Annotated in this window: 14 protein-coding genes; 11 read left to right on the top strand and 3 right to left on the bottom strand. The window is 62.1% G+C overall.

Annotated elements, in window-relative coordinates; translation table 11 throughout:
* Window positions 1-131: 131 nt before the first annotated feature.
* The 7 genes from NX780_RS13155 (at window position 132) to NX780_RS13125 (ending at window position 11,756) form a co-directional block, all read left to right on the top strand.
* Window positions 132-1,439 carry a FecR family protein gene (locus NX780_RS13155; protein ID WP_258828323.1) on the top strand — a complete coding sequence of 436 codons (1,308 nt, stop codon included), beginning with the start codon at window positions 132-134 and terminating at the stop codon, window positions 1,437-1,439.
* A gap of 240 nt (window positions 1,440-1,679) precedes the next feature.
* Entirely contained in the window at window positions 1,680-4,475 is a 2,796-nt protein-coding gene (locus tag NX780_RS13150; protein ID WP_258828322.1) for a DUF4214 domain-containing protein, read from the top strand.
* Between the two features lie 192 nt (window positions 4,476-4,667).
* Window positions 4,668-6,470, top strand: a complete 1,803-nt coding sequence (locus tag NX780_RS13145) for a type I secretion system permease/ATPase (RefSeq protein WP_258828321.1) — start codon at window positions 4,668-4,670, stop codon at window positions 6,468-6,470.
* Complete coding sequence (locus tag NX780_RS13140) at window positions 6,470-7,834, top strand: HlyD family type I secretion periplasmic adaptor subunit (protein ID WP_258828320.1); 1,365 nt, start codon at window positions 6,470-6,472, stop codon at window positions 7,832-7,834. The genes NX780_RS13145 and NX780_RS13140 overlap by 1 nt, the downstream gene beginning before the upstream one ends.
* Window positions 7,835-7,836: 2 nt before the next feature.
* Window positions 7,837-9,165, top strand: a complete 1,329-nt coding sequence (locus tag NX780_RS13135; protein ID WP_258828319.1) for a TolC family outer membrane protein — start codon at window positions 7,837-7,839, stop codon at window positions 9,163-9,165.
* A 185-nt stretch (window positions 9,166-9,350) separates the two neighbouring features.
* Complete coding sequence (locus tag NX780_RS13130; protein WP_258828318.1) at window positions 9,351-10,862, top strand: methyltransferase regulatory domain-containing protein; 1,512 nt, start codon at window positions 9,351-9,353, stop codon at window positions 10,860-10,862.
* A gap of 321 nt (window positions 10,863-11,183) precedes the next feature.
* A complete protein-coding gene (locus tag NX780_RS13125) occupies window positions 11,184-11,756 on the top strand; it encodes a DUF4214 domain-containing protein (RefSeq protein WP_258828317.1) in 573 nt (190 codons plus the stop codon).
* Between the two features lie 133 nt (window positions 11,757-11,889).
* Here the strand turns inward: NX780_RS13125 and NX780_RS13120 are convergent, their stop codons facing one another.
* Window positions 11,890-12,786 (bottom strand): sulfurtransferase, encoded by an 897-nt coding sequence (locus NX780_RS13120; protein WP_370663610.1) that lies wholly within the window; start codon window positions 12,784-12,786, stop codon window positions 11,890-11,892.
* Between the two features lie 229 nt (window positions 12,787-13,015).
* Between NX780_RS13120 and NX780_RS13115 the strand changes: the two genes are divergently transcribed.
* Both NX780_RS13115 and dnaE read left to right on the top strand, forming a co-directional pair.
* Window positions 13,016-13,693: a PEP-CTERM sorting domain-containing protein gene (locus tag NX780_RS13115; protein WP_258828315.1), complete on the top strand. Its 678-nt coding sequence runs from the start codon at window positions 13,016-13,018 to the stop codon at window positions 13,691-13,693.
* Between the two features lie 266 nt (window positions 13,694-13,959).
* Window positions 13,960-17,457, top strand: coding sequence for a DNA polymerase III subunit alpha (dnaE, locus tag NX780_RS13110; protein WP_258828314.1), 3,498 nt, complete (start codon window positions 13,960-13,962; stop codon window positions 17,455-17,457).
* Between the two features lie 168 nt (window positions 17,458-17,625).
* Here dnaE and NX780_RS13105 read toward each other — a convergent pair whose 3' ends face one another.
* Window positions 17,626-18,690 carry a DUF5694 domain-containing protein gene (locus tag NX780_RS13105; protein WP_258828313.1) on the bottom strand — a complete coding sequence of 355 codons (1,065 nt, stop codon included), beginning with the start codon at window positions 18,688-18,690 and terminating at the stop codon, window positions 17,626-17,628.
* A 106-nt stretch (window positions 18,691-18,796) separates the two neighbouring features.
* The gene (locus tag NX780_RS13100) at window positions 18,797-19,645 is read right to left on the bottom strand and encodes a glycosyltransferase family 2 protein (protein WP_258828312.1); all 849 of its coding nucleotides are present in this window, start codon (window positions 19,643-19,645) and stop codon (window positions 18,797-18,799) included.
* Window positions 19,646-19,701: 56 nt separating this feature from the next.
* Between NX780_RS13100 and NX780_RS13095 the strand changes: the two genes are divergently transcribed.
* Both NX780_RS13095 and msbA read left to right on the top strand, forming a co-directional pair.
* The gene (locus NX780_RS13095) at window positions 19,702-21,000 is read left to right on the top strand and encodes an O-antigen ligase family protein (RefSeq protein ID WP_258828311.1); all 1,299 of its coding nucleotides are present in this window, start codon (window positions 19,702-19,704) and stop codon (window positions 20,998-21,000) included.
* The gene (gene msbA, locus NX780_RS13090; RefSeq protein WP_258828310.1) at window positions 20,990-22,729 is read left to right on the top strand and encodes a lipid A export permease/ATP-binding protein MsbA; all 1,740 of its coding nucleotides are present in this window, start codon (window positions 20,990-20,992) and stop codon (window positions 22,727-22,729) included. Before NX780_RS13095 ends, msbA begins: the two co-directional genes overlap by 11 nt.
* The last annotated feature ends 60 nt before the right edge of the window (window positions 22,730-22,789 follow it).

Genomic DNA, 22,789 nt, shown 5'->3' with positions numbered 1-22,789 from the left:
CGAGAGTATATCGTTTTGTAGCTCGAGAGAAAAACTACCTGGGGTTGGATAGCTGTAACAATTGTAATTTGTGACGACAATCACAGACTTTACCAGCTGGTTACGGACAATGCTAGGTTACGGAGGAATTTATGCTGCATAAATATGCGCTTGTCGCTTTACTGTTGTGTGCCACCAGCGGCACGGCCATGGCTGCCGAAGCCGGTCGTGTCGTGTTTGTTGCCGGGAAGGCCGACATCGGGCGTCACGCCGCATCGCAGGATGCAGTCGTGGAAGAGGGCGACGAGCTGAGCACCGGCGCCGACGGGTATATCTACGTGAAGACTGTCGACAACGGTTTTCTTATCCTGCGTCCGAACAGCACTGCTCGCATCGTCGCGTATGCAATCGACAAGCAAGACCCTTCCAAAACCCAGGTCAAGCTGGAACTGACGCAGGGCGTCGCGCGGACGATCTCGGGGCAGGGCGTGAAGCAGGCGCGACAGAATTTCCGCTTCAATACCCCCGTTGCTGCCATTGGGGTGCGGGGCACTGATTTCACCGTATATACCGACCAGCAGACCACGCGCGTCACGGTGCTCTCGGGCGGCGTGGTCATGAGCGGCTTCGGCACTGGCTGTTCGGCAGCAGGCACGGGGCCGTGCGAAGGGCGAGATGCAAGGGAGCTGTTTGCGGGCCAGTCGGGCTTGCTCTTGCAGGTTGAGCGGGGTGGGCAAGTGCCGCAGCTGATACAGAATCCGGCCCTGTCGCCTGACCAGGCCCAGAAGCCGCGCAGCGACGAGCCGGCTGTCACGCCAGGCGCCCCGTCGGCGCCGATTGCGCAGGTTAACCTCGATCCCAGGCGCTCCGACTCGCTGAACAATGCTCGTCCTGCGCCAGCTCCAGTTCCTCCTCCGGTCGACACGCGTCCGCCCGTGGTAATTGTCGAACCCGAGCCCCCGGTGGAACAGTCGGAACCCGAGATTTTCTGGGGCCGGTGGCAAGCAGTCGCCAGCAAACCCGCAAAACCTGGACGTATTGAAGACCCGGAAATGGATATTCCTTTCTATAATTCTCAATACGCCATTGCGCGCATAAAGAATTCCTCCTTGGTCATGCCGAAGGAAGGGACTGCGGCCTTTAGGCTGGAGGGCGGCGAGGCAGTCATGACCACGGGTAGCTATGAGCGGGTTGCCAGTGTTGAGTCGGGGCAGCTGAACATGGATTTTTCGAAGCGGACTTTTGTTACGAGCCTGGTCGTTGCCGCGGGCAGTCAACGCGCGAATGTGGTTGGTAGCGGCGTCGTCTCCGACAATGGCATGCTGTATGAGGACAGCCGCTCTGACACGATGATCCGCGGTTTCCTCGGCGGCCCTAAGGCCGAGCAGGCCGGGTATATCTTCAAGAATTCCGCCAATCCTGGTGTAACCGTCAGCGGCGCGACACTGTGGGGGCGGTGATTATTTGTGAATATTCAAGCTTTTATGTGATTCATATGCATTTTTACTGAAGTTTTTTAAGGAAATTTGTAAGAAAAGTGTCGCCAGACAGTAAAAAACCGTCGATATGTGACCGCTGTCACAACGCCGCTTCGTGAATCTGGCAATATACTTCGCAGTTCTGCAAATAGGCGCAAGGAAACTTTCACCTGGCCGCAGACTTGGTTATAACCACATCATCAATTAAGAGGATTTCAAATCATGGCAGCACAAGACTACTTTGGCGTAGTGCAGCAACTGTACATCTCGTACTTCGGCCGCCCGGCTGATCCGAACGGTCTGCAGAACTTCGCATCCCAGCTGGATGAGATCGGCGCACCGAAGGACTTCAACGCCCTGCAGGCTGCTGTGCAAGCTGACAAGGCTGGCACCACCCCGCTGGGTCGCCTGGTCAACACCTTCAACAGCTCGGCCGAGTCGGCTACCCTGTACGGCACCGACAACAGCCTGATCGGCATCCAGAAATTCGTCGCTGCCATCTACCAGAACGTACTGGGCCGTGAAGCGGACATCTCGGGCTTTAACTTCTGGGTTGGCGAAATCACCTCGGGCCGTCTGACCAAAGCCTACGCCGCTGCTTCGATCACCCAGGCCGCACTGGTCAACACCACCGAGCAGGGCAAGCTGGATGCGCAAACCGTGCAGAACAAGCTGGCCGTCGCTACTGCGTTCACCGACGCACTGGATACCCCGACCGAACTGATCGCTTACTCGGGCGACGCTGCCGCTGCTGCTGCACGTTCGCTGCTGTCGGGCGTGAAGAGCTCCACCAGCGTCACTGCTTACCAAGCTAACATCAACGCCACCATCGACCAGATCGTGAACGTTGCTGTTCCTGGCCAGACCTTCACCCTGACCGCTGGCGTCGACACCCCGGTCGCAACCGCCGGCAACGACACCTTCAACGCCCTGAGCGTGAAGGCTGACGGTAGCCCAGGTTCGACCCTGAACAACTTCGACTCGATCGACGGCGGCGCAGGCAAGGACACCCTGAACATCTACACCGATGTGACCAACAGCTACAACACTACGCTGGGTGCCAACACCACCATCACCAATGTTGAAACCATCAACATCTACAACGCCAACGGCGCTGCGACCAACCTGACCGACGCATCGAAGTACGTCGGCGCGACCGCCCTGTGGCAAATCGGCACGGCTGGCAACGTCACCAACCTGTCGTCGACCACCGCTGCCGGCTTCCGTTCGTCGGTTGCTGCTACCAGCGTGACCGTCGGTGTCGTGGATGCAGCAACCAGCGCGACCATCGCCCTGGACAAAGTGCAGGAAGGCGCGACCTTCGCCGTCAATGCCACCGCCACCGGCAAGCTGGCTACCGTGACCGTCGCTGGCAACGCCGTTGACGCTGACGCTGACGGCTCGGTAGCGCCGATCGGCCTGGATGTGACCGGCGGCCTGGACGTCCAGACCCTGGTGATCAACTCGGCTGTCGCTATCGACCTGGGCATCACCGACAACGGCGATGCAGTCACCACCATCAACGCATCGGGCAGCACCGGCGCGATCACCTACGCCGACAGCGAAACCACCGTGGCTAACATCACCACCGGTAGCGGCGACGACAACGTGACCATCGTTGCAGCAACCCTCAAGGATGACACCGCGACCACCGCCAATGAGACCCTGAACGCGACCGTCAACACCGGCGCTGGCGACGACACGATCGACATCCAGGTGACCGGCACCGGCCTGACCACCATCATCGCTGGCGAAGGCGACGACACCGTGACCCTGACCAGCCGTGGCGCCGGCGGCACCCTGGACATCCAGCTGGGCGCAGGCGATGACACCTTCACCGCAGCTGTTGCCATCGGCGCAAACGACAAGGTCGATGCCGGCGCCGGCACCGACACCCTGCTGCTGAACCTGGTGGGTTCGGCCAACGTGGGCGCGTTCAGCAACTTCGACGTGTTCGACGCAGCTGGCCTGAACAAGGCCCTGGATCTGGACATCCTGACCCAGAAGAACACCGTCACCGAAATCGTTGCCAGCGGGGACGTCTTGGGCACCGCTTCGCTGACCAACGTCGGCGCAGGCGTGGGCGTCCGTGTCACCGCTGACATCGGCACGACCAACACCCTGACCCTGACCCAGAAGACCGCCGGCGCGATGACCGTGACCGTCGATGCCGACGAAACCGGCACCGGCGACACCGCCATCGACACCGTTGGCGCGAAAGTGGCTGTCACCAATGCCACCTCGCTGAAAGCAGTGTTCGACACCTCGTACCTGGATGATGTCACCGGCGAAACCACCACCGGCGACAACGTCACGACCCTGCAACTGTCGGGCGGCGCAGCTACCTCGGTTACCGTTGAATCGGGCGGCGAGAACGCGAACAACGTGCTGGCCTACGCCGACGCCTCGACCGGCACCACCGGCAAACTGGCGACCATCACCGTCACCGGTTCGCAAGCGCTGACGCTGTCGAACACCTTCGCTGCTACCAACTCGGGTCTGACCACCGTGGATTCGAGCGCCCTGACCGGCGGCCTGGACTTCTCGCTGGCAAACCTGGCAAATGGCGGCAAGGTCATCCTGGGTTCGGGCGCTGACACCATCACCGTCACCACCGCGTCGACCGTGGCTGGCGCTGAAGTGATCCAGGGCTTCGAGAAGGCAGCCGCTGCTGCAGTGGCCGCTGATGCAAGCGCAACCGCGAAAGCAGCCGCAATCGCTGACGCAGACGTTCTGTCCTTCGCAGGTGCTGTGGCTAACGCCGCTACCTTCGCAGGCGGCACTCTGGAAAACGGCGTCGTGACCTTCACCGGTTCGGGTCCGGGCAACCTGACCGCAGCCGCGGACATCGCTGCCCTGGCCGCTGAATCCGATGGCGAAGCAGTCGTGTTCGAATACCTGGGCAACTCCTACGTGTTCGTCCAGGGCGCGACCGACATCCTGGTCCAGCTGGCTGGCGTTACCGGTGTGAAGAACCTGGTCGAGAACGGCACCACCGACGAGTTCTTCATCGTGTAATACCCCTCTGTCTCCACCTGCTTCGGCAGGTCGAGCTAGACAAAGGCCAGGCGCAAGCCTGGCCTTTTTTATTCCCGCAACACAATCTGGATTTCTCTGGCAAAGCACTATTGGCTGTGCTAATCTTGCGATGTTTTGTGATCCACATCACACATTTGCTGTCCTTAACGTTGGAACCCAAGCCAGCTTTTCATGAAGAATATCCTCAAACAAAATAACGAAATCGCGCTGGTTCTTGCGTCGTTCAAGAGCGCATTCACGACAGTCGGTGCGTTCTCGGCAGTGAGCAACCTGCTGATGCTGGCGCCATCCTTGTACATGCTGCAGGTGTACGACCGCGTGCTCCAGAGCCGTAACGAGCTGACGCTCCTGATGCTAACCATCATGATGCTGTTGGCTTACCTGATGGTTGCCGGGCTCGAAGTGGCGCGCAGCTTCGTACTGGTGCGCGTCAGCGCGCACTTCGATCTCAAGCTCAATCGCCGTATCTATACGGCCGCCTTCGAGCAGAACCTCAAGCGCTCGGGCAGCAATGCGGGTCAAGCCTTGTCGGACCTTACGACCGTGCGCCAGTTTTTGACCGGTAATGCGCTGTTTGCCTTTTTCGATGCGCCATGGTTCCCGATCTACCTTGCGGTGATTTTCCTGTTCGACGTCAAGCTCGGTGTCTTTGCCCTGGTCGGTACCGTCATTCTGGTCGCCCTTGCTTACCTGAACGAGCGCGTGACCCACAAGCCGCTGGCCGAGGCGAACACCACGATGATCACGGCGAACACGATCGCTACGAATAATCTGCGCAACGCAGAGGTCATCGAGTCGATGGGCATGCTGCCCAGCCTGATGGCGCGCTGGTACAAGCTGCATGCGCGTTTTCTGAACCTGCAGGCCGAAGCCAGCGAAAAGGCAGGGAAGGTCAATGCCGCGACCAAATTCGTGCAGACCTCGCTCCAGTCGCTGGTTCTGGGCCTTGGCGCATTGTTGGTCATCGAAGGCGAGATTTCACCGGGTATGATGATTGCCGCCTCGATCCTGCTCGGCAAGGCGCTGACCCCGGTCCAGCAGGTGATCGGCGTCTGGAAAAGCTTCGCATCGACCCGCAGCGCCTACGAGCGGCTGGTCAAGCTGCTGGAAGCGACGCCCGAACGCGCGGCCGGCATGGAACTGCCGAAACCGACCGGTCTCCTGACCGTGGAGTCGGTGACCGCGGCGCCGCCCGGCACCAATGCCGCGATACTGCGTGGCGTCAGCTTCGGCATCCAGCCGGGCGACGTACTCGGCATCATCGGACCCAGCGGATCGGGCAAGTCCACGCTGGCGCGTCTGCTGGTCGGCATCTGGCCGGCGGCGGTGGGCAAGGTGCGCCTCGACGGCGCCGACATCTACCAGTGGAACAAGGGCGAGCTGGGGCCGCACGTTGGCTACCTGCCGCAGGATATCGAACTGTTCGGCGGCACCGTCAGCGAGAACATCGCCCGTTTCGGCGATGTCGATCCCGAGAAGGTGGTCCTGGCTGCCAAGCGCGCCGGTGTGCACGACATGATCCTGCACCTGCCGAAGGGGTACGACACGGTCCTGGGCGACGGTGGCGGAGGACTGTCGGGCGGCCAGAAGCAGCGCCTCGGCCTAGCGCGCGCCATGTATGGCGATCCGGCGCTCCTGGTGCTGGACGAACCGAACTCGAATCTCGATGATGTCGGCGAGAAGGCGCTCGTGGATGCGGTCGCCGACCTGCGCCAGCGTGGCAAGACGATTGTCATGATCACGCATCGCACCGCAGCGATCGGCGCAACCACAAAGCTTCTGCTGCTGCGTGATGGCGCGGTCGCCATGTTTGGCCCGACCCGCGATGTGATGCAGGCCCTGCAGGAGCAGGCGCAGAAGCAAATCCAGGCTCAAGCTCAAGCCCAGGCCCAGGCCCAGGCGGCTCAGCAAGCACAGGCCGCTCGCGCAGCAGAGGCAGCGCAGCAGGCAGGCACGCGTACGGAACAGGAATAATGAACATCACCCAACTGAAGAAGAAAAACGAAGTCGCCGAGGTAATTTCGCACGAAGTATCTCCGGTCGAGGTCAAGACCGATCCGGCTGGCTATAGCCGTTTCGGCTGGCTGGTCGTGGCGGTCGGATTCGGTGGCTTCCTGCTTTGGGCAACCACTGCGCCGCTCGACCGCGGCGTTCCAATGCCTGCGACCGTGGTCAAGGAAGGCAACCGCAAGACGGTCCAGCATCTGACGGGCGGCATGGTGCAGGACATCCTAGTCAAGGATGGCGACGTGGTGCGCAAGGACCAAGTGCTGGTTCGCATGAACAATGTGCAGGCTTCCGCCCAAGTGGAAGCAACGCGCGCGCAGTTCATCGCGGCGCGCGCTACCGAGGCCCGCCTGCAGGCCGAACGTGATGGTGCGAAGAGCATCACTTTTCCAGCGGCGCTGGCGCCCTACAAGAACGATGCGGACGTCGTCGCGGCGATGGCGCTGCAGAATCAGCTGTTCAGCTCGCGCCGGATGTCGCTCGAGAGCGAGCTGACTGCCATCGACGAGAACATTGCTGGTCTGCAAATGCAGATCAAGGGTCTGCAAGAGTCGCGCGAGAGCAAGCGCCAGCAGACCGAACTCCTGAAGGAGCAGCTGGTCGGCATGCGCGACCTGGCCAAGGATGGCTACGTGGCGCGCAACCGCCTTCTCGACCTGGAGCGCACTTACGCGCAGCTGTCGGGCGAGGTGTCGGAAGATATCGGCAACATCGGCCGTGCCCAGCGCCAGGTAATGGAGCTCAGGTTGCGTAAGGTGCAGCGGATCCAGGACTTCCAGAAGGAAGTGCGTGGCCAGCTGGCCGAGATCCAGCGCGAAGCGGAAGCGCAGGGCGCGCGGCTGCAGGCCCAGAATTATGATCTGGCCAACACTGAGGTCAGGGCCCCGGCTGACGGCGTCGTGGTTGGCAGCACGGTGTTTACCCGCGGTGGCATTGTCGGCCCAGGTGCGCGCATGATGGACATCGTGCCGACCGACGACGCGCTGGTCGCGGAGGGACACCTGGAGGTGAATTTGATCGACAAAGTGCACGTAGGTTTGCCAGTCGAGATGATCTTCTCGGCGTTCAACACGAACCGTACGCCGCACATCCCGGGCGAAGTGGTGCAGGTCTCCGCTGACCGTGCGGTGGACGAGCGCACCGGGCAGCCGTACTACAAGGTGCGCGCACGGGTGACCGCGGAAGGCGCACGTATCATCGCGGCCAAGAAACTGGACATCCAGCCTGGCATGCCGGTCGAGATCTTCGTGAAGACTGGCGAGCGCTCGATGATGAGCTATCTGCTCAAGCCGATCGTCGACCGCGCTAAGACGTCGATGTCGGAGGACTAATCATGCGAACCCCTTCGATGAAGCTGCTTCCTGCGGTGCTCGGCATGGCGCTCGCTGCAGTCTGCAGCCAGGCTTCGGCTATCGGGCTGCTGGAAGCATATGACCTCGCGCTCAAGAACGACCCCGCGTTCCGTTCGGCCGTGTATGCGAACGAGGCGGGCAAGGAAAACCGCATCCTCGGCCGCAGCAACCTGTTACCGAGCGCCAGCGCGAGCTATGGCGTCAACAAAGCCAAAACGGTAAGGGAAATCAACGAGCGCCGGGCTCCGGACGAGGACTACATCTCGCGATCGACCGTTGTCCAGGTGCGCCAGCCCCTGGTGAACTTTGATGCCCTGGCGCGCTATCGTCAGGGGGTGGCGCAAAGTAACTATGCTGCGGCGCAGTTCGAAAGCCAGGAGCAGAACATCATCCTGCGGGTGGCCGAGGCCTATTTCGACGCCTTGTTCCAGGCTGACCAGGTAGCCCTGGCGCGCGCCGAGCGCGATGTCTATTCCGAGCAGCGCAACGTCAACAACAGGCTGTTCAAGAATGGTGAAGGCACCCGCACCGACATGCTCGAGACGCAATCGCGCCTGGACGTTGCCGAAGCCGCGCTGATCGAAGCACAGAACAATCGCGATAGCGCCCTGGACGTCCTGGCGGGCATCATTGGCGGGCACGTCGACGGCCTGGACCAGCTGCGCCCCGGGCTCCGTGCCGAAAGCCGGGATGTGCCTGACTTCGAGGAGTGGAAGAAAACCGCGATGCGCAATAATCCGGACATCCAGACACTGCAGTATGGTGTCCAGGTGGCGACGGAAGAAATCAGGAAGCAGCGGGCGGGGCACCTGCCTCGACTGGACGTCGTAGCCTCTTACAACAACGGCGTGTCCGATACGACCAGCACTATCAACCAGGACCTGAAGACGCGCAGCATCGGCCTGCAACTCAACGTGCCGATCTATTCGGGCGGCGGCATCAGCGCGGCGACGCGCCAGGCTGCGGCCAACAAAGGCAGGGCAGTGGCTGATCTCGAAACACAGATTAACCAAGTGCTGGTCGAACTGCGGCGTCAGTACAAGCTGACAGAAAGCAGCGTACCTCGCATCGATGCGTTGATCAAGGCGGTGGATTCTGCCGAATTGCTGGTCAAGGCAACCGAGCAGAGCATCAAGGGCGGTGTACGCATCAATCTCGACGTGCTGAACGCGCAGCGCCAGCTGTCGCTTGCCCGGCGCGATCTGGCCCAAGCCAGGTATGGTTATTTACTGGCCCAGCTTCGTCTGAAGGCTGCAGCCGGCACCTTGGGGCGCGAAGATGTCAGGATGATTGCAGGGTATTTCGAGTAGTTACTCGTCCGGCCCCGTCACTCGCAACGCCGTTCGGTGAAAAACGGGCGGCGTTGTCGCTTGAGGCAGGAGATGAGCTGTTCAGTGGCGCTCAAACGATGATAAAGTCTTAAGCCGCTTTGTCGTTTGTTTGTCAATCTACTTACTGGACAGGAATCGCTATGCAAGCTTGGTCTGATGGTTACATGACGGAGGTTGAATATACCTACGGGTATTACACGGAACTCAATCCGCTTCGGACACGGCTGGCGCTGCTCAACGCCGGCTACGCCTATCCGGAAGTACACACCGCATGCGAACTTGGATTCGGACAAGGATTAAGCGTAAATATCCATGGGGCGGCGTCGAATGCCGAATGGTTTGGCACGGACTTCAATCCTACCCAGGCGAATTTTGCAAAGGATTTGTCAGGGTCGCCCGAGCGGGCCGCACGGCTTTTCGATGAATCATTCGATGCTTTCTGCAGCCGCGTCGATCTGCCGGACTTCGACTTCATCGGCCTGCATGGCATCTGGAGCTGGGTGTCGGATGCCAACCGCGCAGTCATTGCCGATTTCATCAAGCGCAAGTTGAAAGTCGGCGGTGTGCTCTACATCAGCTACAACACGCAGCCGGGGTGGGCAGCGCTGGCACCGATGCGCGACCTGTTGACGGGGTTTTGCGACGCGCTTGCCGCGTCAGGGCTGCATACTGCCCAGAGAATCGGCGCGTCACTAGACTTTGCCGAGAAAGTGCTTGACAGCGGCGCCCTGTACGGCAAGGCCAACCCAACCGTCGCAGTCCAGTTGAAGCGCCTCCGTTCGCAACCAACTAATTACCTGGCCCACGAATATTTTAATCGCGACTGGGTGCCGATGGCGTTCTCGCGCATGGGCGACTGGATGGAGTCGCTCAAATTGCAGTTCGCCGGTTCAGCGCATTACCTCGACCAGATCAACGGCATCAATCTGAGTGCCGACCAGGCACGCCTGCTTGAAGAAATTCCGGACTGGCGTTTCCGCGAGTCCGTGAAGGATTTCATGGTCAACCAGCGTTTCCGCCGCGATTATTGGATCAAAGGCGGGCGCCGTCTTTCGCCTTTCGAGCGAACCGATCGTTTGCGCGTCCAGCGGGTGATTCTCGTAACTCCGCCGGACCAGGTCAAACTGCAGGCCAATGGCCCGCTCGGCTCCGCTACCTTGAAGGAAGAAATCTATTGCCCGATTCTGGATGTTCTGACCGATCATCAGCCGCACAGTCTGTCAGATATCGAGAAAGCGGTTGCCGGCAAAGGTCTCCAACTTGCACACGTCGTCGAAGCAATCATGGTGTTGGCCGGGAATGGCAATATTTACTCGGTACAAGATGACGAAGTGATCCGTAAAGCGAAACCGGCTACGGATGCTTTCAATGCGCGTTTGTACGAGAAGGCCAGGTATTCGGCGGATATCGCTTACCTGGCCTCGCCGGTCACCGGCGGGGCATTGTCTGCCAACCGATTTGAACAATTGGCTCTGCTGGCACGGCGCTCGGGAATGAAGCAGCCATCCGAATGGACACGGTATATTGCGGACCTCATGGTTGCGCAGAACCAGCGAATCGTCAAGGACGGCAAACCGATCGAATCGGCGGCAGAGCAGTTCGAGGAAATCGGCAACCGTGCAGCCGAATTTGCACGTGTTCGCGAGCCGATATTCAGAGCGCTTGGAATCGAGTGATGAAACAGGGTGCAGTCAGCATAGCGTTCTAGCGTCCACTTTCTGGCGCTGTGTTTCTTGTTACCTGCACCCGAGTGAAATTCCTAGAAGAATCAAAATAAGGTAATTCTTGAATACCTGGAACCTATTTCCATAGGCGCTGAACGAAAGGCATGCTTAAAATTAATTTCTATAATTCAAAATTCGGAATGGAGACGTAAGTGGTTACTGTTGTAAAGAAATAGTATCCTAGAGGAATCCAATATCATATTGCCGCGTTTCGCGCGCCGTACCCTTATCGAATTGTGTAATATTTTTTATACATTCATATAGGAGGCTGCGATGGCAGATAATGTGTACAACGTTCAACAAATGTATGTTCAGTTCTTTGGCCGCCCTGCAGATCCGGAAGGCCTGAAGTTCTGGGTAGACGCGTTGAACGCCGATCCGAACGTATTGCAACAAATCTCGCGCGACTTCTCGGGGTCGCCTGAATACCGCGCGAACTACGCCAACATGAACAACGAAGGCATCGTCCGCGAAGTCTACGAAAACATGTTTGGCCGCCAGGGGGAAGCCGATGGCGTCAAGTTCTGGACCGATGCCATGAACAACGGCACCCTGAACATCAATACCCTCGTCACGGCAATGGTTAGAGACGCATCCCTGCCTGACAAGCAGATTTTCAATGCCAAAGTTGCCGTGGCCACCGAATTCACCAATCACCTCGACCTTCCGGCTGAAGTCTCCGCTTACCTGCGTCCGGTGGGCTTCGACCTGGCGGAAGATTATGTGGGCAAGGTGACGGATGCGCTGTCGGCTTCCATGGCCATGCAGCCTGACCAGATCGATGCCAAGATCGCGGAGATCGTCGGTACCCCAAGCGGCATGGCGCCGGTCGAATTCCTGGCGTAAGCATGCCGTTCGGGACGCATGACGCGTCGTCGGCTCTCAAGCACGTAATAAAAAGCCTCTGCCACATGTATGTGGAAGAGGCTGTTTAATTTGGCAGTCACGGCCGGGACATCGCGGCCATCAAGCGTTACGGTCAGGATGCCGCCGCATGTCCGGCCTGCTGGCCGTGTTCATCGCCGGATGAGCCTTCCTTGCCCATGCAATGCGGGCACGACTGGCCGACCACATAATCCGGCGACAGTTGCTGGCGCGGCGTCACCACCGCGCGGCAGGCGAAGCATTGCACGGTCTCGGTCGGTTCCAGTTTCGGGTTCAGCGCGGTGCGGTAGTCGAACACGAAGCAGTCGCCCTTGTAATGATCGCCGCCGACTTCCTCGAAGTATTTCAGGATGCCGCCGTCGAGCTGGTAGACGCGCTCGTAGCCGATGTTCTTCATGTGGATCGCCGCCTTCTCGCAGCGGATGCCGCCGGTGCAGAAGGTGACGACCGTCTTCCCTTGCAGCTCGTCCTTGTGCTGCGCCGCCACTTCGGGAAACTCGGTGAACTTCTCGATGCGGTAGTCAAGGGTGTTCTCGAAGGTGCCGACGTCGACCTCGAAGGCATTGCGGGTTTCCATCATCACCACCGGCACGCCGTCGTTGTCGTGGCCCTGGTCGAGCCAGCGCTTGAGCGTCTTCGCGTCGACCGACGGCGCGCGGCCCAGTTCCGGCTTGATCAGCGGCATGCGCATGGTGATGATCTCCTTCTTGATCTTCACCAGCATGCGCTTGTGCGACTGTTCGGCGGACAGGCTTTCCTTCCATTCCAGGTCAGCCAGGCGTGCGTCGCTGCGCACCCACGCCAGGTAGTCGTCGATCTGCGCGCGCAGGCCGGACACGAACATATTGATGCCTTCCGGCGTCAGTAGCACGGTCCCCTTCAAGCCCAGCTCGTTGCACTTGTCCTGGTACTGCGGGCGCAGTTCTTCGAGATTGTCGAGGGTGACGAATTTGTAGGCGGCGATATTGACGTACATGGCTGCGGAAGGCATTGAAGAAGGAGCAGGGACGGGACAGCCGGCTATTATAAGTCAGCTGGCGGCGCCTGCGTCGATCCACGCGGTGGCGATGCTGTCAGAAAATTCCTAACGATGTCGGAGTTCTTTACAGGTTCATGCAGTAAGCATGGACAAAAATCCTTGGTTTCATTCTGTGACTCTTGGTATGGCATGGTGTTTGCTTACTCTCGGTAGCCGTGCCGCCATAACCAAGGGGATTTCCATGAAAAAACTTCATTCCGCACTCGCAGTTGTCGCGTTCAGCCTGCTCACCCACTCGGCGCAAGCCGGCGTCATGACCTTGCCGAACCAATCCTTCACCGGCAACGCCAATCCGGCTGCCACCTTCAACATGGGCTATGCGGCCCAGAACGATATCCTGATCGAATTCACGGTCAGTTATGATGGAACGCTCGGCAACAACGATTTTGCGGTCTTCTATTTTGGTAACAACAGCTCCGGACCGAACATCGGGCTCAAGGCCAACTGCGACACTTCCTGCACCAACGACCTGTTCGTGCGCATGAGCGGGACGGGCTGGGCTCCGCAAAACTATGTCAATCCTTCCGACATCGCGCCGTTGCCGGCTACCTATACCCTGTTCGGGCGCCTGTCAAAAGCCGGCTCGAGCGCCAACTACAACAGTTTCCAGCTGTGGCTGAACCCGACGGCACAGGAAAAGGCCAGCCTGACCGGTTGGGATGCTTCCGCAAGCGGCAACAGCGGTTTCGGCTCCTTCTCGAATATCGGCATCCGCACCGCCAACCTCAACGATATCACCGTCAATTTCACCGATATCACGATCACCGATGTCCCGGAGCCGGGAACCGTTTCGCTGCTCGGTCTCGCCGCTGTCGGCTTCGTCGCCATGCGCCGTCGCGGCATACGTAAGGCAGCTTGAGTAAGTTTTGTAGGGTGGGCGGTCCTCCGCCCACGCGTTCAATTCACGCATGCATCCAGGCGGCGCCCCTGCCATTTGAACGCGTGGGCAAAGGATTGTCCACCCTACGACTGCGCAACGCAAAGCCTGGCAGCGCCAGGCTTTTTTCATCCTGCCCGGCACCTGTTGAATATCGCTCTCACCCATATTGGCGAAATCGCCACGCAAGCATGTTGGCAGGCAATTCCAAGATGCCTGACCGGCACCGGTCGCGGTAAAATGCAAGGATGACTTCCCCGATCTTCACCCACCTCCGCGTCCATTCCGAATACTCCATCGTCGACGGCCTCGTGCGCATCGACGACCTCGTGGCGGCCGCCGCGAAGGACGGGCAGCCCGCGCTCGCGGTGACCGACCTGGCGAACATGTTCTGCCTGGTGCGCTTCTACAAGGCGGCGCGCGGCAAGGGGATCAAGCCGATCGTGGGCGTCGACGCCTGGATCACCAACGACGACAACCGTGACAAGCCTTCGCGCCTGCTGATCCTGGCGAAGAACCGCACCGGCTACCTGCAGCTGTGCGAGCTGCTGTCGAAAGCCTGGCTCACCAACCAGTACAAGGGCCGCGCCGAGATCCGCGTCGAGTGGCTGGAGGCGCTCGCCACCTCGACCTCGACCCTGGAACCAGGCGTCGACCAGGCCAATGCCCTGATCGTGCTCTCGGGCGCGTCTTTTGGCGACGTCGGCCAGGCCCTCGAGCAGGGCGACATCGAACGCGCCGAGCGCGCGGCGGAACGCTGGTCGCGCATCTTCCCGGGCCACTTCTACATCGAGATCCAGCGCGCCGGCCAGGCCAACCAGGAACAGGTCGTGCGCCAGTCGGTGGCCCTCGCTGCGCGCCAGGGGCTGCCGGTGGTGGCCACCCATCCGGTGCAGTTCATCAGCAAGGACGAATTCATCGCCCACGAGGCGCGCACCTGTATCGCCGAAGGCGAAATGCTGGCCAACGCCAAGCGCGTGCGCCGCTTCAACGAAGAGATGTGCTTCAAGTCGCAGCAGGAGATGGCCGAGCTGTTCGCCGACCTGCCGGGCGCGCTCGCCAACTCGGTGGAAATCGCCAAGCGCTGCAACGTCACCCTCACGCTGGGCAAGCCCCAGCTGCCGGACTTCCCGACCCCGGATGGCATGACCATCGACGACTTCCTCGTCTCGGAGACGAAGAAAGGACTGGAAGAGCGCCTGGTGCAGCTGTACCCGAACGAAGAGCAGCGCGAGAAGGAGCGGCCGCGCTACGAGGCGCGCCTGGAGTTCGAGAACCAGACCATCATCAAGATGAAGTTCCCGGGCTACTTCCTGATCGTGGCGGAGTTCATCCAGTGGGGCAAGAACAACGGCGTGCCGATCGGCCCGGGCCGCGGCTCGGGTGCGGGTTCCCTTGTCGCTTATGCGTTAAAAATCACCGACCTCGACCCGCTGAAATACAACCTGCTGTTCGAGCGCTTCCTGAACCCGGAACGCGTCTCGATGCCCGACTTCGACATCGACTTCTGCCAGGAGAAGCGCGAACTCGTGATCCAGCACGTAAAAGATTTGTATGGACGTGATGCAGTATCGCAGATCGCCACCTTCGGCACCATGGCGGCCAAGGGCGCGATCCGCGACGTCGGCCGCGTGCTCGACTTCGGCTACAACTTCTGCGACGGCATCTCCAAGCTGATTCCCTTCAAGCCGGGCAAGCAGGTCTCGATCGCGGAAGCCATCGAAGAGGAACCGCTGCTCAAGGAGCGCCTCGAGAACGAGGAAGAGGTCAAGCAGTTGCTCGACCTCGCCCAGCAGGTCGAGGGCATCACCCGCGGCATCGGCATGCACGCCGGGGGCGTCTTGATCGCGCCGGGCAAGCTCACCGACTTCTGCCCGCTGTACACCCAGGGCGGCGACGCCGGCGTGGTCTCGCAGTACGACAAGGACGACGTGGAGGCCGTCGGCCTGGTGAAGTTCGACTTCCTGGGCCTGACCACGCTCACCATCCTCGACCGCGCGGTGAACTACATCCGTGCGCTCGATCCGGCCGACGCCGACTTCAACCTCGAGTCGCTGCCGCTGACCGACCGGCCTTCGTACAAGCTGCTGTCCGACGCCAAGACCGTCGCGATCTTCCAGCTTGAATCGCGCGGCATGCAGGGCATGCTGAAGGATGCGCGTCCCGACCGCTTCGAGGACATCATCGCGCTGGTGGCGCTCTACCGCCCGGGTCCGATGGACCTGATCCCCGACTTCTGCAAACGCAAGCACGGCGAGAAGTTCGACTACCCGGACCCGCGTACCGAGTCCATCCTGTCCGAGACCTACGGCATCATGGTCTACCAGGAGCAGGTCATGCAGATGGCGCAGATCGTCGGCGGCTACTCGCTGGGCGGCGCGGACATGCTGCGCCGCGCGATGGGTAAAAAGAAGGCCGAGGAAATGGCCGAGCACCGCGAGATCTTCCGCGCGGGCGCCGCGAAAGACGGCCTGTCGACCGAAAAGGCCGACGAGATCTTCGACCTGATGGAGAAGTTCGCGGGCTACGGCTTCAACAAGTCGCACGCGGCCGCCTATGCGCTGCTGTCCTACCACACGGCGTACCTGAAGGTGCACCACACCGCCGCGTTCATGGCAGCCAACATGTCGCTGGCGATGGAAGACACCGAGAAGATCAAGATCCTGGTCGAGGATGCGATCGACGTCTGTAAACTCACCATCCTGCCGCCCGACGTCAACGAATCGCAGTTCCGCTTCACCCCGGAAGGCCCGCCGCGTTCCGTCACCGGCAAGCAGGTGGCGAACATCCGCTACGGCCTGGGCGGCGTGAAGGGCGCCGGCCAGGGCGCGATCGAGGCCATCATCGCCGCGCGCACGGAAGGCGGCAAGTTCAAGGACCTGTTCGACTTCTGCATGCGCGTCGACCGCAAGCAGATCAACCGCCGCACCATCGAGTCGCTCATCCGCGCCGGCGCCATGGACTGCTTCGGCGTCGACCGCGCCGTGCTGCTGGCTTCCGTCGGCTTCGCGATGGAAGCGGCCGGCCAGGCCGCCGCCAGCGCGAACCAGGTGAGCCTGTTCGGCGGTGACGATTCCGACCTGGTGGCCCCGCCGGAATACGTGAAGGCGACCCCCTGGACCGACCGCCAGAAGCTGGCCGAAGAGAAGATCGCGCTCGGCTACTACCTGTCGGGCCATATGTTCGACTCGTATGCGGCCGAGGTGCGGCGCTTCGCCAAGACCAAGCTGAAGGACCTGGAGCCCTCGCGCGACCCGCGCATGCTGTGCGGCGTGATCACCGGCGTGCGCACCCAGATGACCCAGCGCGGCAAGATCCTGATCGTCTCGCTGGACGACAAGACCGGCGTGGTCGAGGTGACGATCTACAGCGAGCTGATGGAGCAGAACAAGAACATCTTCAAGGAAGACGAGTTCCTGCTGGTGGTCGGCAAGGTGTCGGAAGACCGCTTCAACGGCGGCCTGCGCATCACGGCCGAAAAGGCCTTCGACATCGCCGCGGCGCGCATCCAGTACGGCTTCAAGCTGGAGATGGACGTGTCCTGCGACCTCAACCCGGCCAAGCTGGCCGAGGTCTTGCAGCCGCACCGCCTGGAGAACGGCATGCCGGTCAGCCTGCGCATCAAGCCGCAGGGTGTCGAGGCCACGCTGCAGCTGGGCGACGAGTGGCGCGTGGCGCCGTCGGATACGCTCAAGCAGCAGCTTGAGTTGGTGATCGGGGCGAAGGATGTGGCGGTGGAGTACTGATTCGGATTGTCGTAGGGTGGGCGGCTATACCCCGGATACCAATTTTCCTGCGCGCTGGAGCCGCCCACGCGTTCAATTCACGGATGCGCCGTGGCGACGTTTCCGCCGGCTGAACGCGTGGGCAAGGAACTTGCCCACCCTACGAAAACTTCGCACGCCGCTAACGCATCACTTCAGCATCGGCGCCGTGTCTACCACCCGTACATCATGCATCTGGTGCAGATACGCCTCCAGATAACCCTTGTGCGACGCCCCCACCACCACCAGCATCCTGCTGCCCGGCCGCGGCGTCATCGCATCGCGAATATTCCCCGCCATGCGCAGGTTGCGCGTCTCCCAGTAGCCCACGTACTGGCGGCCAAAGCGCTGCGGTGACAGCTCTTCCAGCGCGGCGCCCCAGTCGCCCTGGTGGGCAAGCCGCATCTCTTCCGGCGAGTTGTAGACGCGGTACGCCGCCAGTACATCTTCCGGCGTTCCCAGTTTCTCCTGCACTGCCTTGCCGGCCGCGCGGCGCTTGTTGGCCGCCGGATTGTCCCAGGCCTTCTTGATCGCGGCGCCCCAGCCCGCTTCATCCGCGACCATGCGGTCGGCCGTGTGGTCGTCCATCGCGTAAACCTGCTCGTGGCCCAGGCGCGCGGCCAGGCGGGCGGCGATGAGAATGCTTTCGTCGCGCCGGTCCTTCAGCTTGTTCAGCATCTCTACCAGTTTGTCGTCGAGACCGTCGCCGGCGCGCCGCTCGGCCTCCGGCAGGCGCAGCCACTGCACCGTGGCCGAGGCGCGTTCGCCGCCGGCCAGGAAGAGGGCGGCCAGGCGGCGGCGCTGGCTGGCGGACGGGTTCGCGGGCCAGGATGCCAGCATCTCCTCGGCCTGCGCGGTGGCGGCCGGGACGTCCAGCCCGGTTGCGGCGCGGGCCGGCGCCGGGTCCCAGCAGTAGGTCTCGATGGTGTCCTTGTAGCGGCCCGGATAGCGGCGCACGTGGTCGCACTGCGCCCCCGACAGCGCCTCGATGCTGATCATGTCCGGCTTCCAAGCGGCCAGCCGGTCCTCGAGGCCGCGCAGGGTGGCGGGGTCGAAGGTCTTCGGGAAGTAGGACAGGTGGGGCGAGCCGAGCACCATCACTTCGTTGGCGGGACCCCTGGCCGGGCCTTTCAGTTTGCCGGGGTCGAAATCGGGCTGGTAGGCCTGTGCGGCGGCAGTGCCGGAAACCGCTGTTGCAAGGAGAAATGCATACATTTGACGCACGTTGACCTACCTTTCGGGACAGTTGGCTGATCAATCGATGATTGCATGCCCCTGTCCGAATGGTCAATCTATGCATGCCAGGAACATGCGCGCTGCATCAGCCGGGGAAGGTGAAGGGCCCTTCGTTCGCATGTTCGCGCAGTCCGCGCACGGCCTGGATGGTCTTGTTCGCGGCACGTTCGAGGACCACCTTGCGGTTGCTGGATTCCTCGTCGCGCCTGGCCTCGCGGTGCCACAGGTGCAGCACCTCGGTGGCCAGGGCGCCGTCCTTGCGCTGCACGCCGGCGTGGAACAGGCGCAGGACCAGGTCGGAATCCTCGTGGCCCCAGCCGACGAAGCTCTCGTCGAAGCCGTTGACCTTGTCCAGGTCCGCGCGCCAGACAGCCAGGTTGCAGCTCTTGATGCGGCGCCAGCTGAAGCTGCGGCGCACGCGGCCGAGGTCGGGCCAGCGCAGCATCGTCTGCAGCACCTTGTTCATGTCGCCGCGCAGACGGTGGCGCACGCGGGCGAATACGCTCATGCCGGCGACGTCGATGTGCTCGCGCAGCACGCGTTCGGTCAGGGCCTGGCTCAGGAGGATGCGGCTGCCGGAAACGAGGAAGCCCGGGCGGGCAAGTCGCCGGTGGCGGGCGATGAAGTCGCGCTGCGGCACGCAGTCGCCGTCCAGGAAAATGATATAGTCGCCGGTTGCCGCGAGCGTGCCGCGGTTGCGCGCCATCGCGGCGCGGAAGCCCTCGTCCGGCTGCCAGACGTGTTTCACGGGCACCGGCGCGCCTGCGGCCAGCCGTGCGACGGTATCCCGCGTGTTGGCAGTCGAGCCGTCATCAGCGATAATGATTTCAAAATTCTTGTCGTCCTGCATGAAACAGGCTTCCACCACCGCCGCAAGGGCGTCGGGGCGGTTGTACGTGGTGATCACGACAGAAATGGTCGGGGATTGCTGCATGGGGGTCCAATAAACACGCGCTACAAGGCAGGCAAGAATATCCTACAAGAACATGAATGAACAATAATCCGATGGCAATCGGGACGCCGATGCAGCGTTTGATCGGCGTGCTGGTTTTCCTGTTCCCTTTCCTCAGCCTCATCACCCCGTCCGGCATCGGCTTCAGCAGCATCGTTTTCGTGCTTGCCGCACTGATCGTGCCGCGCAAGGCGTGGCAGGCGCTTCGCCCGCACTGGCCGGACATCCGCTGGGTGGTGGCCGCATTCGCCTTCAACCTCCTGCTCGCCCTGGCCTGCGTGCTGCTGCGCCCGGAAACCGACCTGCGCTACCTCGACAAGCCCGCGCGCATGCTGATGGGCCTGAGCGCGGCCGCCCTGGTGCTGCTGGCGCAGCCGCAGCGTGCCACCTTGTGGTGGGGCGTGACTGCCGGCGCGGTGGCCGCGCTGCCTTTCGTGGCCTGGCAACGCATTGTGCAGGAGATTCCGCGTCCCGGCGGCTGGCTCAATCCGATCACCTTCGGCGACCTCGCGCTGTGCCTGTGCCTGGTGGCGCTGGCCGCCGCCATCGACTACCGTCACAGCACCCGCAAGGCGATCCTGCCCGCCATCGGCGCCGTCGCCGGGCTGGCGGCCATGATCGCCACCGGCACCCGCGGCGGCTGGGTCGCGCTGGCGCTGGCCGCCATCCTGTTCCTGACCTATGCGCGCCTGCTCAAGAGCCGTCGCGTGCGCCTGCTTGTGGTGGGCAGCTTCGCGCTGTTCGCCTCGACCTTCTTCATTCCGGCCACCGGCATGGCGCAGCGGGTCGAGCAGGGCATCTACGACGTGCAGACCTGGATGGATGGCGGCAGCGCCTTCAGCAACGTCGGCATCCGCCTCGAATTGTGGACGGGCGCGCGCTACCTGATCGAGGAACAGCCGCTGTTCGGGCGCGACCCCTCGACCGTGCGGCAGGAACTGCGCCGCCTGGTCGACGAGGGCAAGCTGCAGGACGTGGTGCTGGCGCCCGACCACCTGCACAACGACGCGCTGCAGGCCATGGCCACCGGGGGCGTCTTCGGCCTGGCGGCCTGGATCGGCATCCTGGCCGCACCCTTCGCCTTCTTCGCGCGCGCCCTGGGGCGCGGCGCCTACCGCGGAGAATCACCCCTGAGCCCCCAGGCCGCGCAGATGTTCGCGCCGGCGCTGGCCGGCATGCTGGTGGTGCTCAGCTATTTCAGCTTCGGCCTGACCGAGGTCATTTTCTGGTCCCTGAAGGGCAGCATGTTCTACGCGCTCATGGTGTTCCTGCTCATGGGCTTCTGCCTGAATGCGAAGGCTGCGAAGTTAAACCTAGACAACAAGCATGGACAATAAGTTAGACAACAAGACGATCGTCAAGCGCCTGCTGGCGGTCGTCAAGCCCTACCAGACCCGGGCCTGGCTCGCGCTGCTGTCGATGGCGCTCACCGCCGCCACCCAGCCGCTGCTGGGCAAGGCGCTGCAACTGCTGATCGACCTCGGCTTCAAGGAAAAGGTGCCCTTCAGCCTGTGGTGGATCCCCGGCGTGCTGGTCTCGATCTTCATCCTGCGCGGCATCGGCACCTTCTCGACCGCCTACCTGAACAACTGGGTCACCAGCCGCGTGCTCAACGACCTGCGCGCGCAGGTCTTCGACCGCATCCTGCGGCTGCCGGTGGCGCGCTTCCACGAAGAGTCGACCGGCAAGATCATCAACGTCGTGGTGAACGAGGTGCGCCAGGTAGTCGACATGCTGCAGTCGGTGTTCGTCGCCTGCGTGCGCGACACCCTGGTCGTGATCGGCCTGCTCGGCACCTTGCTCTACCTGAACTGGAAGCTGACCCTGGTCGCCATCGTCGTGGTCCCGCTCACCGCCGTGATCGTGCGCACCACCACCGGCCGCCTGCGCCGCCTGAACCGCGAGAACCTGCGCGTGACGGCCGAGATGACGCAAGTGGTCGAGGAAGCCACGCGCGGCCACCAGGTGATCCGCGTGTTCTCGGGCGAGCGCTACGAGCGTGCCCGTTTCCACAAGCGCAGCCAGGCCCTGCTCGGCTTCTCCCAGCGCATGACGGTGGCGTTTGCGGCCACCACGCCGATCACCCAGATCGCCACCGCGATGGCGCTGTCGCTGGTGGTCGTGCTGGCGATCCAGGCGAACATGACGCAAGGCGAATTCGTGCAGTTCGTGACGATGATGCTGATGCTGCTCACGCCACTCAAATCCCTGGCCGAGGTGAACGGCCCGATGCAGCGCGGGATCGCCGCGGCCGAGACGGTGTTCAACCTGATCGACTCGCCGCCGGAAGTCGACACCGGCACCCGCGAGCTTGGCCGCGCCCAGGGCCACCTGCGCCTGGAGAACGTCACCTTCCGCTATCCGAACGCGATGAACCCTGCCTTGAGCGAAGTGACGCTCGACGTGCAGCCCGGCCAGACCGTGGCGCTGGTAGGCGTGTCGGGCGGCGGCAAGTCCACGTTCGTCAACCTCGTCACCCGCTTCTACGATCCGGAAGGCGGCCGCCTGCTGCTCGACGGCGTGCCCTACCAGGACATCAAGCTGGCCAGCCTGCGTTCGCAGCTGGCGATGGTGAGCCAGAACGTGGTGCTGTTCGACGACACCCTGGCCGCCAACATCGCCTACGGCTTCGAGTCCATCGACTACGAGCGCCTGGCGGCGGCGGTCAAGGCCGCGCACCTGCTTGATGTCGTGGCCAAGCTGGAAGAGGGCGTCGAGACCCGCATCGGCGAGAACGGCATGCGCCTGTCGGGCGGCCAGCGCCAGCGCGTGGCGATCGCGCGCGCGATCTACAAGGACGCGCCGATCCTGATCCTCGACGAAGCCACTTCGGCGCTCGACAACGAGTCCGAACGCGCGGTGCAGGCGGCGCTCGAGACCCTCATGGCCGGCCGCACCACCATCGTGATCGCGCATCGCCTGTCGACCATCGAGCGTGCCGACCGCATCGTGGTGATGGAGCATGGCCGCATCGTCGAGCAGGGCACGCATGCCGAGCTGCTCGACGCGAACGGCATGTACGCGAACCTGTACCGCCTGCAGTTCGTCGCCGCCGACGAACGGTAGGGTGGTCGGCTCTGCCGACCGCGCGTTCAGCTCACGGACGCGCAGTAGCAGCGCAAGAGA

Source organism: Massilia agri (assembly GCF_024753255.1).
GTDB classification, from domain to species: Bacteria; Pseudomonadota; Gammaproteobacteria; order Burkholderiales; family Burkholderiaceae_D; genus Telluria; species Telluria agri.
The sequence above is the reverse complement of the archived record's forward strand: the minus strand, read 5'-3'. Positions and strand labels throughout refer to the sequence as shown.

Excerpts from the sequence above, each read along its gene's own strand:
- NX780_RS13155 (WP_258828323.1), top strand. The coding sequence starts at position 132 with ATGCTGCATAAATATGCGCTTGTCGCTTTACTGTTGTGTGCCACCAGC.
- NX780_RS13150 (WP_258828322.1), top strand. The coding sequence starts at position 1,680 with ATGGCAGCACAAGACTACTTTGGCGTAGTGCAGCAACTGTACATCTCG.
- NX780_RS13145 (WP_258828321.1), top strand. The coding sequence starts at position 4,668 with ATGAAGAATATCCTCAAACAAAATAACGAAATCGCGCTGGTTCTTGCG.
- NX780_RS13140 (WP_258828320.1), top strand. The coding sequence starts at position 6,470 with ATGAACATCACCCAACTGAAGAAGAAAAACGAAGTCGCCGAGGTAATT.
- NX780_RS13135 (WP_258828319.1), top strand. The coding sequence starts at position 7,837 with ATGCGAACCCCTTCGATGAAGCTGCTTCCTGCGGTGCTCGGCATGGCG.
- NX780_RS13130 (WP_258828318.1), top strand. The coding sequence starts at position 9,351 with ATGACGGAGGTTGAATATACCTACGGGTATTACACGGAACTCAATCCG.
- NX780_RS13125 (WP_258828317.1), top strand. The coding sequence starts at position 11,184 with ATGGCAGATAATGTGTACAACGTTCAACAAATGTATGTTCAGTTCTTT.
- NX780_RS13120 (WP_370663610.1), bottom strand. The coding sequence starts at position 12,786 with ATGCCTTCCGCAGCCATGTACGTCAATATCGCCGCCTACAAATTCGTC.
- NX780_RS13115 (WP_258828315.1), top strand. The coding sequence starts at position 13,016 with ATGAAAAAACTTCATTCCGCACTCGCAGTTGTCGCGTTCAGCCTGCTC.
- dnaE (WP_258828314.1), top strand. The coding sequence starts at position 13,960 with ATGACTTCCCCGATCTTCACCCACCTCCGCGTCCATTCCGAATACTCC.
- NX780_RS13105 (WP_258828313.1), bottom strand. The coding sequence starts at position 18,690 with ATGTATGCATTTCTCCTTGCAACAGCGGTTTCCGGCACTGCCGCCGCA.
- NX780_RS13100 (WP_258828312.1), bottom strand. The coding sequence starts at position 19,645 with ATGCAGCAATCCCCGACCATTTCTGTCGTGATCACCACGTACAACCGC.
- NX780_RS13095 (WP_258828311.1), top strand. The coding sequence starts at position 19,702 with ATGAACAATAATCCGATGGCAATCGGGACGCCGATGCAGCGTTTGATC.
- msbA (WP_258828310.1), top strand. The coding sequence starts at position 20,990 with ATGGACAATAAGTTAGACAACAAGACGATCGTCAAGCGCCTGCTGGCG.